The sequence below is a fragment of the Geothrix sp. PMB-07 genome, assembly GCF_030758935.1.
Taxonomy (GTDB): Bacteria; Acidobacteriota; Holophagae; order Holophagales; family Holophagaceae; genus Geothrix.
The window spans coordinates 2,605,735-2,625,685 of record NZ_CP132333.1; the positions used below are offsets into that span (position 1 = coordinate 2,605,735).

Below are 19,951 nucleotides of genomic sequence, written 5' to 3' on the forward strand. Positions count from 1 at the left end.
CGTTTGCCTTCAAGCGCATCAACAGCAGGAACCGCGAATGGCATGAATGGGCGCGAATGAAAGGATCCTTGGCCGCATTGAACTGACCTTGGCTTCTTCATTCGCGCGCCCGCCTGGCGATTCGCGCCATTCGTGGTTTCATCTTTTCGCGGGCGGGTGAGCGCTCTACTTCGCCTCATCCCACCGCTTGCGGTCGAGCCACACCTGCTCGTCCTTGCCCCGCGCATCCTTGCCGCGCCAGTGCAGCTTCAACGGGCCCTGGGCATCCTTCTTCTGCACGGAGAGACCAGCGCCTTCCCCGGTGCGAAGCAGCCGCAACAGGCCTTCCACGCTCTGCACCTGGGGCAGGAAGGGCAGCGGCAGTTGAGCCAGAGAGGCGGCGCGTTGATCCACCTTCTGCCGCGGCACCTGCAGGCGGTAGCCCGAGGCCTTGTCGCCTTCCAGCAGCATGAGCCGCTCTCCGGGTGCGTGCAGTTCCAGCACCAGGCGACCGGTGGCAGCCTCCAGCAGCAGGCTGAGGGTGCCTACGCCCTCGCCATCGGGGCCTGCGTAGCCCCAGCCGTACTGGGCCCGAACAGGAACGGCGGCCTGCGCCGGGGTGATGATGCTGGGCGGAGTGGTGGCGGGTGGGGCTTGCAGGGGCATCACTGGTCGTCCTCGTCATCCTCGTCAGGTTTGGCGGCAGGCGCCACGGGCGGGGCAACGGGAGCGTCCAGCTTGGCCGCCTGCTCCTTGGCGATGCGAATCCGGAGATCGCCCAGGCGCTTCTCGAGGGCAGCCCGCTCGGGAAAGACAAAGGCGAGGGCGCGGTCCCATTGTTCGGCGGCCTCGGTCAGCTTGCCCTGCTTCACCAGCACCTCGCCCAGGTGCTTGCGCACCTCGGGACTGAAGGGGTTCAGCTCGGCGGCGCGGCGCAGCGTGGTTTCCGCTTCATCGACGCGCCCCAGCTTGAACTGGGCCCAGCCCAGGCTGTCCACCACATTGCCGTTATCCGGCGTGGCCTTGGCGCTGGTCTGGATCAGCGAGGCCGCCTCCTCGAGGTTCTGCTCCTGTTCCAGCAGCAGGTAGCCGAGGTTGTTCTGCACCAGCGGATTGTCGGGTTCCAGGGCCTGAGCCTCCCGCATGGCCGCCAGGGACTCCGCGTGTCGGCCCAGCTGGTCGTAGGCCTGGCTTTCCATGATGAGCATGTCCACATGTCGCACGGGCGACACCTTGCCTGCGCGCTCCAGGGCCTCCAGGCATTTGTCCCAGCGCTGAAACTCCTGCCACAGGGCGGCCATGCCCTCGAGGTGCATCTGTTCCAGGGCCGCGCGGGTCTCCTTGCGCGAGAAAAAGGAATACTCGAGGTACTTCGGCGGCAGCAGGCTGGCCTGTTTGAAGAAGGCGATTTTCGGATAGCGCGCGATGCCTTCCTTCAGCACTTCCAGGCCGCTCTTCCAGTCATTGAGGCTGATGAGGGCCTGAGTCTTGAAGACCAGGGCCTCGCCGTCGGTATTGGGATTCGAGGGACGGTCCTTGAGGAAGGCCAGCAGGGCTCTGCCCTTGCCCTGCAGCAGCAACGCCTCTGCATAGAGCATCGGCCCGCCGTCTTTGACACGCTGCGAATCCGTGGGCTGAGGGAGGATCTCCTTAAGCCGCTTTTCCGCCTCCTCGAAGCGACCCAGGTTCATGAGGGCCTGCGCCGTGTAGAAACCCAGGGCCGGGGTCGGCTTCAGGGCCTCGGCCTTGGCCAGGGTTTCCAGGGCCTCGGCGTAGCGGGCGGTCTGCATCCGAACCAGGGACACGTTCTCCCACAACCCAGCTTCCTGGGGCAGGTGGCGCGCCAGCAGGAGGAAGCTCTCTTCGGCGTGGGCCAGGTACCCAGCTTTGATCTGCTCGCGGGCCAGCTCCTCCAGCAGGCGCAGGTGGCGATCCTCGGGATTGCGGGCATTGAGCGCCAGCAGGGCCTCGCGCTTGCCTTCGTAGTTCTGCGTGGCGCGGGCATGGATGAACGCGCGCTCCCAGGCCGGGGTGAAGCTGGGACGCATGCGCCCGAGACGCAGCCAGGCCTGCAGCGCACCCTCGCCATCCTTCATCTGCTCGGAGACCTCGCCCAGCCTCGCCCAAAGCTCGGGATCCTGCGGCAACCGCAGGGTCGCAGCCCGGAGTTCCTTCGCGGCCTCGGGTGCCAGAGTGGCATCAACCTGCGCCCGCTGGTACTGCAACAAGGCCAGATGGGCCTGAGCCTCGGCGTTTTGCGGAGCCAGTTCCACCGCCCGTCGGGCCGGAGCCACAGCGCCGTTGGCATCCTGGGTCTCCTGCAGGGCCTCGGACAGCCGAAGGTTCGCCTCGGCACTCTCGGGCACCTGGGCCAGCACGCGCCGGTAGATGGCCACGGCCGCGGCAGGATCAGCGCCCCCGCCCCGCAGTTGCAGGGAGCGGGCCTGAAGCATCAGCGCGCGGACATCTTCGGCGAAGGCTGGGGCCGATGCCAGCAGAACCGCAAGAACGGGAATACGAATGTCACGCACGGACACCCTCCTGGTGAAGCAGAGACAGGAGCCGGGCATGGGAGGATTCCCAGGCCTGCGGAGGCAATACCCGCTGTACGGCGGGCTCGCCCGGTCGCGGAAGGATGCAGTGGATCTGGATGGCTGCTTCGGCCTGACCAACGCTTGGGCCGGGGCCGCGCTCGGCCTTCTTGTCCCGGGCCAGCAGAGGCAGGCAGGCCTCCCAGGGAGCGGCCAGCGGAGCCAAGGGCGCCAAGCGGCGAGCCAGGGCCCCCAGCACCTCCGCAGGGAAGGGCTTCAGGCCCTGCTCTTCCGCCAGGAAGCAGGCTGCGAACAGGCCCATTCCCACGGCCTCTCCGTGCAGCAGGTGGTAGCCCGAAGCCGCTTCCAGGGCGTGGCCCAGGGTGTGGCCCAGGTTCAACAAGCGGCGCTCTCCCGATTCGCGGGGATCGCGATGCACCACACCGGCCTTGAAGGCCAGGGCCCGCTCCACCCAGGGCAGCTTCACAGGGCCGTCCTGCAGCATGTCCAGGGCCCAATCCATCTCACCCTGGATGAGGGCCGTCTTGATGAGTTCCCACCGGCCGTTGTCCAACTGGCGCTCAGGCAGACTCGCCAGCAGGTTCGTGCAGGCCACCAGGCGGCGCGGCGCATGGAAGGCCCCCACCAGATTCTTGCCCGCATCGAGATCGGCGCCCGTCTTGCCGCCCAGAGAGGCATCGGCCATGGCCAGCAGCGTGGTGGGCCACACCTGCCAAGCCACGCCCCTCAGGTAGAGGGCCGCCGCCAGCCCCGTCATGTCGCTGAGCACGCCGCCGCCCAGAGCGACGACGGTGGCATCCCGGTGGAGGGGCACCCGGGCCCAGTGCTCTAGCCATGGAATCAGGGTGCCGAGACGCTTTTCCTCCTCGGGCACGGATACCCAGAGGGCGTGCCTTGGTTCCGGCATGCCGGCTTGGGCCCAGGCTGCGCGCAGGCGTTGGTCGCCCACCAGGGTCCAGGGGCCCTCGGGCAGCAGGGCCGCATCGGGCCCTTCCAGCAGGAAGACCTCCGTGGCGAAACCCGCAGGCGTGGCCAGCCTCATGAACGGCCCTTCAGGGTGGCTTCGGCCTTCATCAACTGATCGCCGCGGAGCCACTGGATGAGCACCTTGTCGCCGGGCTTGTAGGCGCCCAGGGCGCCCATGAAGTCATAGACGTTCTTCAGCACCTTGTCGCCGAACTGGATGAGGATGTCGCCGGCCTGGAGGCCGATGGTTTCCGCGGTGCCATCCTTGGACACGCCGTTGATGCGGAAGCCCTTGGGATTGTCCGCGTAATCGGGGATGGTGCCGAAGGCAATGCGCATGGGGCCGCCATCGCCGCGCGAAGGCAGCTTTGCCGTTTCGGGATCGAAGGCCGGCAGGGTGTCCGCGTTGGCCAGATCCAGCGTCACAGCCTTGCCAAAGGCCGCCAGCTTCACCATGCCCGGGTAGTTGATGCGGTCCGCCGTATCCGTGGGGCGGTGGTACTCGCCGTGGATGCCCGTGAAAAAGAAGAAGGTGGGGATCTTGGCCTGGGAGAAGCTCATGTGATCGGAGCCGCCCACGCTGGCGCCCACATCGGCGCTCACGGCGAAATCCTTGGGCACGAACTTCTGGGCCGCCTCCACCGCGGATTTCGGCGCACCCAAGCCGCCCATCATGAGCTTGGGGGCCTTCGGATCGAGGCGGCCCACCATGTCGAAGTTGAGCATGAACTTCACGGCTTCCAGGGGGTGCGTGGGATGCTGCACCCAGTACTGTGAGCCCAGCAGGCCTTCTTCTTCGCCCGCAAAGTTGAGCAGCAGGATCGAGCGCCGGGGTTTCGCATCCTTCAGCTCCCGCGCCAGTTCCACGACCAGGGCTGTGCCCGAGGCGTTGTCATCGGCGCCGGGATGGATCTGGCCCCGGGCTTCGGCCCCACCCATGCTGTGGCGCTCGCCCAGGCCCAGGTGGTCCATGTGGGCGCCGAGCACGATGTATTCCTTGCTCAGCTTGGCATCCTGGCCCGGAATCACCGTCACCACATTGGGGATCTGCGCCTCGTCCCGGCGCAGCTTGAGCTCCAGCGAGAACGTGGCCGCCGGAGCGTCAGTGGTACCAGGCCTTCCAGTCTCCTTGATGGCCTTCAAGCGTGCGGCCACATCGCCGCAGGCGCCGCCCAGGCCCTCCACCGTCATGCCCACCACCGGCAGGTCCACCTTCACGGGGCCTTCCTCGCGCTGCAAGGGGCGAAGGGCGTCTTCCAGCACGATCACGCCCGCGGCCTTGGCGGTCTCCAGCTTCTTCAGCCGGGCCAGCAGACCCCGCTCACCGCGAGGAAGATGGGCGAAGGCATCCAGATCGGGCACGGTGCGGGCGATGACCACCACGCGATCCTTCAGGTCGAGGCCCGCGAAATCGTCGTAGCCACCGGGGATCTGCACGCCGTAGCCCGCGAAGGCCAAAGGCTTGCCCTTGAAGTCCGCGTCGCCGCTCAGCCCCAGGGCCTCGATGTCCTTGCCCCAGACCAGGGAATGGGCGCTGCCCGCCAGCGTCACCGCCGCCGCCTGCCTTTCCCGGGCCACGCGGGCGATGAAGGGAAAGCGCTGGATCTGGGGTTGGAGGCCCAGGGCCTTCAATTCGTCCTGGATGCGCTTGGCGACCACGTCCAGCTCGGGATAGCCGTTGCCTCGGCCCTTCAGTTCTGGCGCCGCGAGAAAGGTCACATCCTTGCGCAGGCGCTGTTCTGCGGCCTGGTCAGCCTTGCTGGCGGGAGCCTGGGCCAGAGCCTGGACCGGGGCCACGAGGGTGGCGGCGAAAAGGAGGGGCATCCAGGAACGCATCTTGTCTCCAGGGGAAGCTCCAGTTTACATGAGGCCAGCGGACAACTCCGTGGGGACTCCGCCTGTGGGACAATGACCCCATGTCCGAACAGGGAGCCTTTTTCCAATCCGACCGCACCGATGAGCGGCCCATGCGCCATGCGCTGCTCTGGCGCCTGGCCAGCTACCTGCGCCCCCAATGGGCGGCGTTGTTGCTGCTGCTAGGCCTGATGGGCCTGGGTGCCTTCCTGGAGGTGCTGCCCTCGGAGATGACCCTGCGGCTCATCAACCGCTTCATGGGCCAGGGCAGCCTGAAGGGGGCCGCTCCCCTGGTGGCGGGCTTCTTCGGCGTGCTCATCGCAGGCTTTGTGGTGAGTTTCGCCCGCTATTTCATGCTGGCCAAGGTGGGCCAGAAGGCGATGCTCGACCTGCGGGTGCAGCTCTTCCAGCACCTCATGGGCCGCAGCACCGATTTCTTCCACCGCAATCCCGTGGGCCGCCTCATGACCCGCGTGACCAGCGATGTGCAGAACCTGAACGAAATGTTCGCCTCGGGCTTCGTGGCCATCGTGGGCGATGCCCTCTCCCTGCTGGCCATCGTGGGCTGGATGTTCTGGACCCATGCAGGCATGGCCACCGTGGCCCTGGTGATCCTGCCCTTCCTGCTGGTGGCCACGGAATTCTTCCGCCGCCGCGCCGGTGAAGCCTTCCGGGAAACCCAACGGCGCTACGCCGCCATCAACGCCTTCCTGCAGGAGCAGATCTCCGGCATGGGGCTGGTCCAGATCAACAGCCAGGAACAACACAGCGACGCGCAGTTCAAGGTGCTCAACGAGGACTACTTCCAGGCCTTCCTGCGCACCATCTTCGCCTACGCCGTGTTCTTCCCGGTGGTGGAGTTCATCACCTCCAGCACCCTGGCCGCACTCATCTTCTATGCGGGCATCAAGCTCAAGGCCGGCGCCATCACCTGGGGCTTGCTGCTGGCTTTCATCCAGCAGTCCAGCCGCTTCTTCCGGCCCATCCGGGAACTCGCCGAGCGCTACAACGTCATGCAGACCGCCCTGGCCTCCAGTGAGCGCATTTTCCGCCTGCTGGACAACCAGGAGCAGATCCCCGAGGCGCCCGACGCCAAGGTGGCCTCCCTCAGTGGGGAGATCCGCTTCGAGAACGTCACCTTCGCCTACGAGGAAGGCGGCCGCCAGGTGGTGCGCGAGCTCAGCGGCGTGATTCCCAAGGGGCACCGCGTGGCCGTGGTGGGCCATACCGGCGCAGGCAAAAGCACGCTCATCAACCTGCTCATGCGTTTCTACGACGTAAGCGAGGGCCGCATCACCATCGATGGCGCCGATGTGCGCAGCCTGCAGCTCCGCAGCCTGCGCAGCCTCTTCGGGCTGGTGCTGCAGGATGTCTTCGTGTTTTCCGGAACGCTGCGCGACAACATCGTGCTGGACCGACCCCTGGATGAGGCCCGGCTGGCCTCTGTGCTTGAACAGAGCCAGCTGAAGGATCTGGTGGGACGCCTGCCGGAAGGCCTGGAAACGCAGGTGGGCGAGCGGGGCCAGAAGCTCAGCGCCGGCGAAAAGCAGTTGCTGGCCTTCGCCCGCATGCTCTACCTGGAACCCGCTGTGCTGCTGCTGGACGAAGCCACCGCCAACATCGACTCCGAAACGGAATCGAAGATCCAGACCGTCATCGAGCGCGTGAGCCATCGCCTCACCACCTTCACCATCGCCCATCGCCTTTCAACCATTCGCGAGGCCGACGAAATCTGGGTCATGGACCAGGGCCAGCTCGTCGAGCGCGGCACCCACGATGGCCTCATTGCTCAGGATGGCGTCTACGCCAAATTGGTGCGGCTGCAGTTTGCGGATAGCGAAGCGGCCTGATTGCCGCGAGGGGAGACGCCTCACTGGTTGTGAGATCGCTGGGCTTCCGCCCGCGGCTCATCCCATGGGATGCGCCGTGGCTACGCCATTTGTTCTATCAAGCGGACCAGCCCAAATTCCGCTGAAGTGGACCTGTTCCTTCCCTGGTTCTGCGTCCAACTTAGGAGGTTTCGCGCACACCCACTCGCACCTCCCTGAGCGCAACGTCTCTCATCTGCGCTCCTATGCCCACGGAGCCCGTCCATGAGCAGAAGGTTCTTGATCCACACCATCAGCCTGATGGGGGTTCTCCTTGCGTTGGCCTGCGGCGGCGGTAGCAGCAAGACCGCCTCAGCTCCCGCGCCCGTCCCCACTCCAGTGACGGTCACAGGAGTGGCGCTCAATCAGGCGATGCTCAGCCTCGCCGTTGGCGGCACCGGCAATCTGGCTGCCACCGTGGCGCCTGCCGAGGCCACGGACAAATCGGTGGCTTGGCGCACCTCTGACGGCACCGTGGCCACCGTCGACAGCAGCGGCCTGGTTGGTGGCGTGAAGGCCGGAACAGCCACCATCACCGTCACCACCCATGACGGTGCCAAAACGTCCACCTGCCTCGTGACCGTCACGGGATCTGTCGCGAATACGGTGGGGACGCCCACCTTCTCCCTGCCTTCCGGCGGCTACGCCAGCGCCCAGTCGGTCGTCATCAGCACCGCGACTGCCGGAGCCACCATCCACTACACCACCAATGGCCAGGCCCCCACGGCCAATGCCGCGGTCTATGCTGGCGCCATCGCCATCACCCAGACCACCCTCCTGCAAGCCATCGCCGTGAAGGCCGGGTGGACCGACAGCCCCGTCGCCTCGGCCACCTACACCATCGGTGGCAATGCCGGGTGGACCAGCGTCCAGCCTTCGGCGGACTCCCGGATGATCTACGTCAGCGCCTCCGGAGGGAGCGACGGCAACGATGGCCTGCACGAAAACACGCCCTTGAAATCCCTCGTCGCGGCGAAAGCCAAGCTACGGGATGGCTACCCCGATTGGTTGCTTCTGAAAAAGGGCGACACTTGGAATGAGGGGATCGGGCAATGGCTCTGGTCGGGCCGCTCGGCCGCTGAGCCCATGGTCGTTTCCAGCTATGGCAGCGGCGCCCGGCCCGTGATGATCACGAACGGCGGCCAGGATGGCATCTACGCCTTCGGCGGCGGCCCCAGCCACAACCAAGTCATGTCCCATGTCTGCTTCATCGGGCTGGATCTGTACCGCAGCGAACGGGATCCCGATTCGCTGGCCTTTAACGCGAGCCCCGGCGACACGCAGGCTGTGAACTGGCTGGAAGGATCGGTGAACCTGCTCTTCGAGGATTGCCGCTTCCGGTTCGCCCAGGTCACCTTCCAGCGGGACGCTGCCGCAGCCTACCCCTTGAAAAATGTTCGGCTACGCCGCTGCCACTTCTTGGACACCTATGGCGACCACGCCCAGGGCACCTACATCCAGGGCGTGGACGATCTGCTGATCGAAGGCTGCATCACCGACCACACGGGCTGGAACACCAGCCCCAAGGTGCATGACGGGCAACCTTCCATGTTCAATCAGTCCCTCTACATCCAGGAAACACGGGCCACGGGGGCCATCGTGCGCGACAACATCGTCCTGCGCCCGGCCTGCGGTGGCATCCAATTGCGCCCCGGCGGCGTGGTGGAGGACAACCTGGTGGTGCGGGCCCCCATCGCCATCCTCTGCGCGTTCGGGGGAACGGTGCTCAACAACGTGGTGCTGCAGGGCACCGATCTGTCGCCCGATTCCGAGGGCCATCGGGGCTGGGGCATCGATGTGAATTTCGACGATCCCACCAGCACCTCTGTCCTTTGCAGCCGGAACGTGGTCGCCCATCTCGATGGCTCGAACGACAACAGCCACTCCATCATGAGCCTGTCGGCCCGGGTCACCTACGATCACAACATCGTCTACCAGTGGGGCGTCCAACCCGCCTTCGAGACGCCAGGCCCCTTTCTGGACGGGAATCGCTCCGTGGCTTCCTACAACCAGCTGCAGGGCGGGCCTGGCACCCTGGATGCCTTCATCTCCGAAGTGCGCGCCCAATCCAAGGATCACTGGCAGGATGCCTACACGGCCCATGCGGTGAACACCTACATCCGCGCCGGGTTCGGAATGTAGCCCCGGCACGACTCCAGGTTCCGGCGTCGCCCTCCCGCTAGACTGGAGGGCCATGCTGCACCTGCCTCCCCTCTATCCCATCACCGACGCCACGCTCGCGGAACCGCTATCCGATCAGATTCGCCGCCTGGGCGAGGCGGGATTTCCCCTGGTGCAGTTCCGGGGCAAGCCCCTCGACACCCAGGCGCAGTGGGTGGAGTTGCGGAAGGCTCTCACGGCGTCCGCCGACCAGGGCGGCTGGCCCCTCATCTGCGTGAACGACCGCGCTGACTTGGCGCTCTTGGCAGCCCGGGAGGGCCTGACGCCCTGGGGCCTGCATCTGGGACAGGGGGACCTTCCGCCCGCCGAGGCGCGCCGCCTGCCCGGTCTCGAGCCCGTCCATCTGGGCACCTCCACGCATCAGGCTGACGAGTGGAGCGGCGTCGATCCAGCCTGCGATCACGCGGGCGTGGGGCCCTTCCGCGGCACGGCCACCAAGGCGGACCACGCGACCCCGGTGGGCCTGGAGGGCCTCCGCTCCGGGTGTGAGGCCCTCCGGCGCCAAGGCCTCGCACCCATCGCCATCGGCGGACTCACCCTGGCCGATGCCGCCGCCTGCTTCGAGGCCGGGGCGGAGTCCCTGGCCATGGTGGGCGAAGTGCATCGCAGCGCCGATCCCTCCGCCCTAGGCTGGGAGGCCCAGCGCCTGCGGTGGCGGGCCCGTCCGCCCTTCACCCGCGGTCAGGGTGTGGTCCTCATCGGCGGCAGCGGCGCGGGGAAAACCACCTTCGGGCGGCAGCTGGCCTGGGCCCTCCACCTGCCCTTCCACGATCTGGATGCGACCATCGAGGACCACGCTGGAAAGCCTGTGGCCGACATCTTCGCTGCGTCCGGAGAGGCTGCCTTCAGGCGCCTCGAAACCGACCTGCTGCCCAGCCTGCTGACCCGACCCGCCGTGGTGGCCCTGGGCGGCGGCGCCTGGGAAGCGCCCGCCAACCGGGCGGCAGTGGCCGAAGCCGGTTTTGCCCCGCTCTGGCTGGCCATTCCTCCGCAGCAGGCCTGGGAAAGGGCCAGCCGCGATGCCAACCGGCCCCTGGCCCGGGACCGGGCGGCCTTCATGGCCCGCTGGGCCGCCCGCACCCCGGCCTGGTCGCTGGCGCCCATGATCCTCAGTTTTGGTCACAGTTCCCGGGACTTAGTCTCCGCTTTGTTAGACTAGGACCTCTCCCCCGGACATCCATTGGACCTGATCCTCTCCGATCTGCACTCGAACCTGCACGCCCTTCGGGCCGTGCTGCGCTTCGCGCGGCGACGGGCCATCCACCGCTTCGTGTTCCTGGGCGACCTCGTGGGCTACGGGGCCAACCCCAACCAGTTGCTGGACAAGGTGCGGGAACTGCGGCCCCGCTTCATGGTGCGGGGCAACCACGACAAGGTCTGCGCCGGGCTGGAACCGGATGCCTCTTTCAGCCTGCCTGCCCGCCAGGCGGCGGACTGGACGCGGGAGCGGCTGCGCCAGGACAACTGGCGCTTCCTCGCGGAACTGCCTGTGGGGCCGATCTGGGTGGGCGAAGACTACATGATCGCCCACGGCTCGCCCATGGACGAGGACGCCTACCTGCTCCACATGCGGGAGATCAGCCAGGCCTTTGACGCCTTCCAGGGCCAGCTCTGCTTCTTCGGCCACACCCATCTGCCCGGCTGCTTCGAGCTGGATGAGATCCGGGGACAGCTGAACTGGATCAGCCTGGCCCCTGGCGAGTGGTTCCACCTCCAGCCCCACTGCCGCTACCTCGTCAACCCGGGCTCCGTGGGACAACCCCGGGATCGGAATCCCCAATTGTCCTTCATCACCTTCGATCCCAAGAGCCGCCGCCTGCGCCTGCACCGCCTCGACTACGACGTGAAGGGCGCAGCCAAAGCCATTCTCGCCGCGGGATTGCACCACAACCTGGCTGACCGCCTCAGCCAGGGCATCTGAAAGGCAGATCCACCATGGGCCACGCCTCTCTCCTGTCCCCACCCGTCCTGGAGCAGTTCCTCATCCAGGCCCGCCTCACCAAGGCCGTGGTGAGCCTCAGGCTGCAGGGCACCCCGTCACGCCTGCTGGGCGACCTGCGCATCCATGCCTTTCGCGTGGGCTCGGCTCTGGATCTTTCCGGCCTTCACGCCCGCGACCTGGTGCCTGCCGCAGGCACGCCCGTCACCCTGACCATCCTCCTGGGCGACGAGGTGCTCACCCTTCAGTCGGCCCTGCTTCCTGCGGCGGGAACCGATGAATCCGGCGCCGCGCTGCTGCGCCTCGACTGGCCCCAGGAACCCGCACGCCTCCACCACCGACGGGATGTGCGGGTGGCCGCTCCGGACCAATCACCCCTCAAGGTGAAAGTGAAGGTGGAGGGCCGCCAGCTCGAAGCCCTGCTGGTGAACCTCACGGAGACTGGCGTGGGGCTGGCGCTGGAAGCAACCCTGATGGTGGAACTTCACGCCATGGTGGACATCGACGCTGAGCTGCCGGATGGCTCCCTCCTGCGCTGCCCAGCCGAGGTGCGGCACCTCACCTACATCGAGGGGCAGACCTTCCCCACGCGGCTCGGACTGGTGCTGCGGCCAGGCGATACCACCGACATGGCGCCCATCCACCGCTTCATCCAGACCCGCCGGACGGATCGCTCCCACAGCTTCCGGCAGAACTGAATTCAGCGCTTCGCCAGGCTCACCACCATGCCGCCCGCGCCCAGCAGCAGCATGATCACCGCCTGCACCATGGTCTTGTACGAGATCTCGGCGCCACCCCAGAGCGAGGACCGCAGGAAGAGCAGGCCCACCACCAGCAGCAGCGCGTAGATGCCCATCATCACCTTGCGGGCCTTGGCATTGGTTTCCGGCGTGTCCTGAGCGAACACCCGGTCATACACCACCAAGCCGATGGCCGCACAGATGTTCAGCGCCACGAAGATCAGCCAGAACTTCCGCGCCACCAGGGCCGCTCCGGGCTGGCCAATCACGGGCTTCAGCATGGAGCCATAGAGCGCACCGCCCAGGCTGGAGCCGATGAGGCTGCCGATGACGCCGTAGAGGAAGGCATAGCCCATGTAGACAGCCTTCTTGTCCGCGGGCGCGACAAGGCCGACGTAGCTGTAGTACTTCGGGTGGGCGGTCATCTCACCGATGGAAAACACCGACAGGCCCAGGATGAACACCCACACGTTGGTGGAGATGGCCAGGCACAGGAAGCCCAGGGTGCCAATGACGATGCCCGACACCATGGTGGGCAGGGGCCGGATGTTCTTCACTACGCGGCTCACCAGCACCTGCAGCAGGATGATGGTGCCGCCGTTCACCACGGTCACATGCTCCGTGTCGAACTTCAGAGGCACGCCGAAGGACGCGAAGAAGGCGTTCACGGGTTGGGTGTTCACGAAATCGCGCAGGTACCAGAGCACCGAACCGAAGCTCTGGAAATAGAGGATCCAGAACCCGGAATACACCACGATCATCAGCATGAACCGGGCGTCGCCCAGCACCATGGCGGCGCCGTGGGCCACTTCCCGCAGGCTCTTGGTGTTCTCGGGTTTCGGCGGATCCTTGAACAGGAACACCGTGGGCAGCAGCATCGCGGCGCAGTAAAGGGCCGAGGCGATGAAGACATAGCGCCAGGAGAAGCCCTTCAGCACGGTCACGAGAAGTGGTGCCAGGAAGGCGCCGATGTTGATCATCCAGTAGTAGATGCCGAAGCCGAAGCCGGAGTTCTCCTCCGTGGTGGTGCGCGCCAGGGTGCCTGAGATGATGGGTTTGAAGAGGCCCGCGCCCGTGGCCATGAACAGCAGCGAAGCGAAGACCGCGCCATACATCGTCACGTTGCCCGCAATGAAGTAGCCCGCCGACAGGATGGAGAAGGCGAAGAGCAGCATGCGGCGGTAGCCGTAGCGATCCGCCAAGGCGCCGCCCGCGATGGGGATCACGTAGGTGAAGGCGTAGATGAGGCTCTGGAGGAAGCCCACGGACTGCTCCGTGAAGCCCAGGCCGCCTTCGGAGATCTTGTTGGTGAGATAGACCGCCAAAACCGAGTTGAGGCCGTAGTAGGCGGCCCGCTCGAAGAGCTCCATGACATTCGCCAGCCAGAAAACGGGCGGGAAGGAGCGGAGGATTCCGGAAGGGCGCGGTGTCGACATCCGGCGATTATACGTGACGGTCGGGTCGCGAAAACCTCAAAGAGAAGGGCCAGCGATCCCCTCGAAAGATGGAACCGCTGGCGCAGCTCAGGCCTCAGAACCCCGACACTTGGAAATCGTCGAAATTGACCCGCCGCGTGGAACCATCTGTTTTGCGGATCTCGAAACGGATGGCGCCGGGAACGCTGAGGGAGAAGGTGGCCGTCTGGAGGGTGGGTGAGGCCGTGGTGATGGTGCCGCCCACCTGGGTCCAGGTGCTGCCGCTGTTGGTGGAGTACCACAGGGTCCAGGTGGTGCTGGCGTCGGAACCATAACTGCCATGCTTCACGGACACGCTTTGCGCACCGTTGGCCCAGCTGGTTTTCATGGTCAGCTTGCCGCTATTGCGCATCCGCACGCTCTGGGCGCCGATCTTGGGATCGGCGCTGGTGTTGCCCAGCAGGGCATCGTTCAGGGTCCAGGTCCCGGAGGCGAAGGTCACATCTCCTGTGGTGTAGGCCGCCTTGGTGCCGGTGTCGAAGGTTTCCGTGAAGGAGGTTCCGCCACTGGTGGCGAAGGCCGCTGCGATGCTGTGGTTGGCGACGACGTTGGAGAAGGTGTAGGTCCCCAGGGCACCCTGGTTCACGCCATCTACCGTCACGCTGCTCACCTGGTAGCCCGCGTTGGGCGTCATGGTGAAGGAGCGGCTGGCGCCCGCGCTCACGGAGACGGCGCCCGAAGGGCTGATGGTTCCGTTGGCCCCGGCGGAAGCCGTGATGGTGTAGGTGGTGCCACCGGGCGCCACGGTGATCAGGCGCGTGGCGCTGGCGCTGGCGCCCGAGGCATCCGAGGCGGTGAAGGTCACGGTGTAGGTGATGGGGCTTGCGGTGGCGTTGCTGAAGGTGTGGGTGGCGCTGGCGCCCGTGGCCGTGCCGCCATCCCCGAAGGTCCAGGCGTAGGTGATGGTGGCGGTGCTGCTGCTGTCCGTGGCGCTGCCCGCGAAGGAAACCGCTACCCCCGCATTCACACTGAGGTTGCCGCTGGGCGTGGTGATGACGGCCGTGAGGACGTTGGGCAGCACGGTGCCCGCGTTGTACGAGCCCGCCTTGAAGGTGGTGGGGTCGTACCACTTGTAGCCAGCGGCTGGCACAGCCCAGGGCTCGGCCTGGGGCTCGGTGGAACTGGCGGGATCCTCCATGGCCAGCAGCGCGGTGGGAGTGTCCAGCTGGAGGCCCGCAACCTGGCTCAGCGCCGAATAGGATTCACGGGTGGCCAGCCAATCGATGAGGTTGGGCATGAGCGTGGCATCGTTCTGCTCCTGCCAGCCGGCGTAGGTGGTCTTGGCGCCGCCGGTTTCCTCCTTGAGGTATTTCGGGGTGGCATCCTCGATGGGGGAGGAATCACCGATGAAGGCGGCCTTCCCCAGGCCCACCTTGGCGATGGCCACCATGGGACCCTCAGGGCGTCCGCCGCCGTTGTACACGCCCTGATCCACGGCGCTGGCCCACTTCACCGTGGTGGTGGGAAGGTAGACGATGCCTTTGGCTTTGGTGGGATCCAGGATGGCCAGGGTGGCCCCGGCGTGCATGGCCACGGTGGCCACACCGGTGGTGATGTTGAAGGCCTGGCTGGGGGCCACGATGTCATTGGCCACCAGATCGCCCAAGGCGTTGTAGCGAAAGCGCACGCCGAAATTCGTGGCGAGCCAATCTGAGCTGACCACACCCTGCATGGGGTACGAGGCCGCTTCGGCGGCGCTCATGCCCTTGGCTGGATTGGTCCAGGCGCCGCGGCGGTAGCCATTGAAGACCTCCGAGCCGTCCCAGCGGTTCTTGTTGCGGTCGGCGTTGTAGTGATCGGCAATGAGGAAGAGGGCGCCGCCATTCTGAACGTACTGCAGCAGGGCCGCCTGCTCCGAGGCTTTGAAGGGGATGTTGCACTCGGCCATGACCACCACATCCCAGCCACTGAGATCGCTCAGGGTGATGGGCGTGACCTTGCGGAGCTCCTTCACGTAGTAGCCCTTGTCCGCCAGGGCGTTGGCGAAGTCGGAGAAGGCGCCGTCGATCACCCAGTCCGCCGCACCGGCGGTGGAGCCATGGGTGTTGTCGAACAGCACCTTCTTGCCATTGACGGTGCCCCGGGCCTGGATAAAGGGCGCCGGATCATTGGCGCCTTCGGCCAGAAGTGAGGTGGAGCCCGCCACCCAAAGCAGGGCGGCGAGCAGGGGATGAAAGACACGGCGCACGCGATCCGCCAGGGGGGAGGCCATAATGATCCTTTCAGGATGTGAGGCGCCAAGCTTACCCACGGCTGGGGCGCCTTTCCGCCAACACCCCTGTTAATTGATGTGAATTTTTCAATCAATGGAGAAACACTCGGTGAAGACCATCTCCCTCCGCGTCGATGTGGACACCCTGGAAGGCTCCCTGACGGGCATTCCCACCCTGCTGCGCCTCCTGGACAAGCACCAGATGCAGGCCAGCTTTTACTTCTGCTTCGGCCCCGACAACAGCGGCAAGGCCATCCGCCGCGTGTTCCGTAAGGGTTTTCTCGAGAAGATGCGGCGCACCTCCGGCCCCGGCAAGCTCTACAGCCTGAAGACCATGATGTACGGCACCCTGCTGCCCGCGCCCATCATCTGGAAGCGCGCCGCCGCCGAGATGCGGGCCGCCCGCGAGGCCGGTCACGAGGTGGCCATCCATGGCTGGGACCACGTGCAGTACCACGACCTCATTGACCGCAAGTCCCGTCAGTGGCTGTCCGACTGGTATGCCCAGGCCCACGAAGCCTTCGAGGCGGTCTTCGGCGTGAAGGCCAAGGGCGCCGTGAGCCCCGCCTGGCGCTGCAACGACACCACGCTCGACCTGCAGGAAGCCTACGGCCTCGACTACGCGGGTGACTGCCGGGGTGAGGCCCCCTTCTATCCCATCGTGAAGGGGCGCACCCTCCAAACGCTCCAGATCCCCACCACCCTGCCCACCCTGGACGAGTGGCTGGGCCTCGATGGCCGCACACCGGAGCAGGTGAACCGCGACATCTGGGACCTGGTCCGCGAAGACGCTCTCAACGTCTACGCGCTGCACACGGAAGTCGAAGGTGGTGCCCTGCGGGAAACCTTCGACGCCTTCCTCGCGGGCCTCAACGACCGCGGCGTGCGGGCCCGCACCCACGCCGACTGGCTGCCCGAGCTGCTCGCCGCGAACCCACCGGCCAAGGAAATCACCCGGCGGGAGATCCCGGGTCGAGCGGGTTGGGTGAGCTGGGCGGGCTAAAGCAAAGGCCATTCAGCCGCAGATAAACACGGATGAACACAGATGAAAGCGATTAAGGGCACGGAGCCACCGAAGCGAGTAGGCCTTAGCCTTGTCCTTTATCTGCGTTCATCGGTGTTTATCTGTGGCTTCAAATGCCTTGCCCCTTGAAGTGGGTTGATCGCTCATCTGGCCCAACCCAGCAAAGGCATGCCTACCGCTAAGGTTTCCACCCAAGGCTCCAAATAAGAAGCGGCCCAATTGGGCCGCTTCCACTCGAAATCAAAACAAGAAACCTTACGCGTGCTGCTTCAGCTTGTCCTTGCCACCGAACCACTGATCCCAGTACACCACCACCGGGGCGGCGATGTAGATGGACGAGTAGGTGCCGGTGATGACGCCGATGACCAGCGGGAAGGCCAGATCATGCAGGGCCGGGCCACCGAAGAGCCAGAGGCAGACGGACACGAACAGCACAGAAAGCGAGGTGAGGATCGTCCGGCCCAGAGTCTGGTTGATCGAGTCGTTCACCAGCTTGGTGACGGAGGCGCGGCGATACTCAGGGCGGTGACTGTTTTCACGAATTCGGTCGAAGACCACGATGGTGTCGGCCATGGAGTAGCCCATGAGGGTGAGGAAGCTCGCCACCACAGGGACATTGAACTCGTAGCCGAAGGCCGCGAAGAGGCCCAGGGCCATGAGCAGATCGTGGATCAAGGCCACGATGCCACCCACGGCGAAGCTCGCGGTGAACCGGAACACCACGTAGACCAGGATGGCCAGCATGGCGAGTCCCACGGCCGTGAGCGTCTTGCTCGTCCATTCGCCGGAGATGCTCGGGGAGAAGCTTTCGTTCTTGCGGATGGCCACCGCACCCAGGCGGTACGTGGTCTGGACCGTGTCCTTCACCGCCACGGGCAGATCCTGGGGCAGTTCACTGAAGGCGTGGTAGAGACCGGAGGTCAGGCGGTCGCGGCTGGCAATGATTTTTTCCGCCAGGGGCGTGTAGGTGGTGGTGAGGATCGTTTCATCGTTGGCCGCATGCAGCGGATTGGCCTTGGCAAGGGTGTCGGCCAGGGTCTTGGAGCCTTCCAGGTTCAGGGCGGGCAGCGGGCTACCAGCCGCTTCGGGATCCAGCTGCTTGAAGATGGCCCGCAGGGCGTTGGCCTGGATGGTGCTGTCCTTCTGGTCGCTGTCTTTGGAGGCCTTCACCTTCACGGCGAAATCACGCACCGACTTGTCAGGGTTCTCGTAGGGCACCACGGTGGCATCGGTGAAGCCCTGCTTGGCCAGCGCGGCGCGGATGGTTTCCGCTTCGATGTTGCCGCGGAAGCGCACCGTCATGTCGTTGCCGCCCACGAACTGCATGCCCAGCTGGATGCGGTTGTTGTGGGTGAGGTTCCAGGGCCGCACGAACAGGAGGCAGAGCACGATGATGCCCCAGCTGATGGCCAGAGCCATGCCCTTGTACTTCATGAAGTCGAAGGAGGCGCCCTTGAAGAAGGTATGGACGCCCACGGAAAGGGTCTTGGTGCCCGGATGCTGCTCCAGCACCCAGTCGTAGATGAAACGGCTGATGTAGATGCTGGTGAACAGCGAGGCCACCACGCCCACGGTGAGGGTCACGGCGAAGCCCTTCACGGGGCCGGTGCCGAAGATGAACAACAGCAGGGCCGCGAAGAGCTGAGTCACGTGGCTGTCCACAATGGTCCAGAACACGCGGTCAAAGCCTGCATCGATGGCGCCGGGCACACTCTTGCCGAGAGCCAGTTCTTCCTTGATGCGCTCGAAGATGAGGATGTTGGCGTCCACGGCCATGCCCAGGGTGAGCACGAAGCCCGCAATGCCAGGCAGGGTCAGGGTGGCGCGGAAGGAGCCAAGCAGGCCCATCATCACGATGACGTTCACAACGAGAGCCGTGATGGCGTTGGCGCCGGACCAGCGGTAGAAGTAGACCATGAAGCCGATGATGACCAGGAAGCCCACCAGGGCCGAGGTCACGCCGGCATGGATGGAGTCGCGGCCCAGGCCGGGGCCGACCACGCCTTCCTCCAGGAACTTCATGGGCGCGCGCAGGGCGCCGCTGCGCAGCTGGCTGGCGAGATCGTCGGCCTCCTGGGCGGAGAAGCTGCCGCTGATGCGCACGGCACCGCCGATGATCTTCTCCTTGGAGCTCATCGAGGTGACCACCTTGTGGTCGAGCACGACGGCGATCAGGCGATTCTCTTCGGAAGCAATGCCCGTCAGCCGCGCGAAGTCATCGTCGCCCTTCTTGTTGAGGGTGAAATTCACCTCGTTGGCTTCGGTTTGAGAGTTGGAGGCCCGGTGCGAATCGATGATGTCGGCCCCGTCGAGGCCCACCCTGCTTTCCAGCAGCACCCAGCGGCTGATTTTCTCCTCGCCGGGTTTGGCCTTGACCACCGGCTGGCCAGCACGCTTCGCCTGGCGCTCGCTTTCGATCTCAGGCAGAAGCTCGAATTCCGGGGGAATGGTCCCTTTGTAGAAGGCCAGCGCCTCCTCTTTGGTCGCGAAGTAGACCTGCGGAGCCTTGGCATGGAGGCGCTGCTCCAATCGACCGGGCGTGGCCAGGAGCTTCTTGATGCGCTCACGGTCACCTTCCTCGATGCCCGGGATCTCCACCACGATGCGGTTGCCCTCAGCGCCGCTAGCAGTGATCTCAGGCTCCAGCACGTTGGCGGGATCGATGTCGCGGATGCGCTTCTCGATGACTTCCAGAGCGCGCTTGTTGGCATCGTCCCTCAGCTGCTTCTGGTAGGAGTCCTTCTGGGTCAGGCGGAAGCCATCACCATCCGCCGCCACCACGAAGCCGGGAAAGTAGTCCTTGGCGACCTTCTCAACCGTGGCTTTCTGCTCCACGCCAACGCCATCCACCCGCAGAGCCGCGCCATCCACGCGCACGGCGGCGCCGGGAAGGCCCTTCTCCTTCAGGCGGGAGGCCAGGCGGTCCTTGCCATCGCGCAGATCGGCGGCCAGGGCCTCCTGGCCCTGGACCTCCAGTTCGAAATGGACACCGCCCCGAAGGTCGAGGCCGAGCTTCACCTTGGACAGCGGCAGGAAGAAGTATCCACAGCCGAACAGCACGGCCAGGACGACGGCGAGGCGCCAGAGGCTCCGTTTGGTCACGGGGCGCTCCTTACAGGAAGCGGACCGACGTCAGTTCGAGATGGGCGCCGGTCCGGAAG

13 protein-coding genes are annotated in these 19,951 nt (G+C 65.6%); 6 read left to right on the forward strand and 7 right to left on the reverse strand.

Annotation, left to right across the window (positions count from 1 at the left end; all coding sequences use genetic code 11):
• Nucleotides 1-165: 165 nt before the first annotated feature.
• The 4 genes from Q9293_RS11595 to Q9293_RS11610 are packed head-to-tail and all read right to left on the reverse strand — an operon-like array spanning nt 166 to nt 5,333.
• Nucleotides 166-645 carry a hypothetical protein gene (locus Q9293_RS11595; RefSeq protein ID WP_306246623.1) on the reverse strand — a complete coding sequence of 160 codons (480 nt, stop codon included), beginning with the start codon at nt 643-645 and terminating at the stop codon, nt 166-168.
• On the reverse strand, nt 645-2,510 hold the full coding sequence (locus tag Q9293_RS11600) for a tetratricopeptide repeat protein (RefSeq protein WP_306246624.1): 1,866 nt from the start codon (nt 2,508-2,510) through the stop codon (nt 645-647). Before Q9293_RS11600 ends, Q9293_RS11595 begins: the two co-directional genes overlap by 1 nt.
• Entirely contained in the window at nt 2,503-3,573 is a 1,071-nt protein-coding gene (locus tag Q9293_RS11605; RefSeq protein WP_306246626.1) for a 3-dehydroquinate synthase family protein, read from the reverse strand. The genes Q9293_RS11600 and Q9293_RS11605 overlap by 8 nt, the downstream gene beginning before the upstream one ends.
• Complete coding sequence (locus tag Q9293_RS11610; RefSeq protein ID WP_306246628.1) at nt 3,570-5,333, reverse strand: M20/M25/M40 family metallo-hydrolase; 1,764 nt, start codon at nt 5,331-5,333, stop codon at nt 3,570-3,572. The genes Q9293_RS11605 and Q9293_RS11610 overlap by 4 nt, the downstream gene beginning before the upstream one ends.
• 80 nt (nt 5,334-5,413) lie before the next feature.
• On the opposite strand from Q9293_RS11610, the gene Q9293_RS11615 reads away from it, so the two are divergent.
• The 5 genes from Q9293_RS11615 to Q9293_RS11635 all read left to right on the forward strand — a co-directional run bounded on the left by Q9293_RS11615 (nt 5,414) and on the right by Q9293_RS11635 (nt 12,037).
• Nucleotides 5,414-7,201: an ABC transporter ATP-binding protein gene (locus Q9293_RS11615; RefSeq protein WP_306246630.1), complete on the forward strand. Its 1,788-nt coding sequence runs from the start codon at nt 5,414-5,416 to the stop codon at nt 7,199-7,201.
• Between the two features lie 243 nt (nt 7,202-7,444).
• Nucleotides 7,445-9,361, forward strand: coding sequence for a chitobiase/beta-hexosaminidase C-terminal domain-containing protein (locus Q9293_RS11620; RefSeq protein WP_306246633.1), 1,917 nt, complete (start codon nt 7,445-7,447; stop codon nt 9,359-9,361).
• A 52-nt stretch (nt 9,362-9,413) separates the two neighbouring features.
• Complete coding sequence (locus Q9293_RS11625; protein WP_306246636.1) at nt 9,414-10,559, forward strand: shikimate kinase; 1,146 nt, start codon at nt 9,414-9,416, stop codon at nt 10,557-10,559.
• A 21-nt stretch (nt 10,560-10,580) separates the two neighbouring features.
• The gene (locus Q9293_RS11630; RefSeq protein WP_306246638.1) at nt 10,581-11,321 is read left to right on the forward strand and encodes a metallophosphoesterase; all 741 of its coding nucleotides are present in this window, start codon (nt 10,581-10,583) and stop codon (nt 11,319-11,321) included.
• A 14-nt stretch (nt 11,322-11,335) separates the two neighbouring features.
• Nucleotides 11,336-12,037, forward strand: coding sequence for a PilZ domain-containing protein (locus Q9293_RS11635; RefSeq protein ID WP_306246640.1), 702 nt, complete (start codon nt 11,336-11,338; stop codon nt 12,035-12,037).
• A gap of 2 nt (nt 12,038-12,039) precedes the next feature.
• Here the strand turns inward: Q9293_RS11635 and Q9293_RS11640 are convergent, their stop codons facing one another.
• Together Q9293_RS11640 and Q9293_RS11645 are read right to left on the reverse strand one after the other, a co-directional pair.
• A complete protein-coding gene (locus Q9293_RS11640) occupies nt 12,040-13,515 on the reverse strand; it encodes an MFS transporter (RefSeq protein ID WP_306246641.1) in 1,476 nt (491 codons plus the stop codon).
• Nucleotides 13,516-13,609: 94 nt separating this feature from the next.
• A complete protein-coding gene (locus Q9293_RS11645) occupies nt 13,610-15,766 on the reverse strand; it encodes a PKD domain-containing protein (protein ID WP_306246643.1) in 2,157 nt (718 codons plus the stop codon).
• Between the two features lie 109 nt (nt 15,767-15,875).
• Here Q9293_RS11645 and Q9293_RS11650 point away from each other — a divergent pair, with 109 nt between their 5' ends.
• Nucleotides 15,876-16,769, forward strand: a complete 894-nt coding sequence (locus Q9293_RS11650) for a polysaccharide deacetylase family protein (protein ID WP_306246645.1) — start codon at nt 15,876-15,878, stop codon at nt 16,767-16,769.
• A 276-nt stretch (nt 16,770-17,045) separates the two neighbouring features.
• Here Q9293_RS11650 and secD read toward each other — a convergent pair whose 3' ends face one another.
• Nucleotides 17,046-19,892 (reverse strand): protein translocase subunit SecD, encoded by a 2,847-nt coding sequence (gene secD / locus Q9293_RS11655; protein ID WP_306246647.1) that lies wholly within the window; start codon nt 19,890-19,892, stop codon nt 17,046-17,048.
• Between the last annotated feature and the right edge of the window lie 59 nt (nt 19,893-19,951).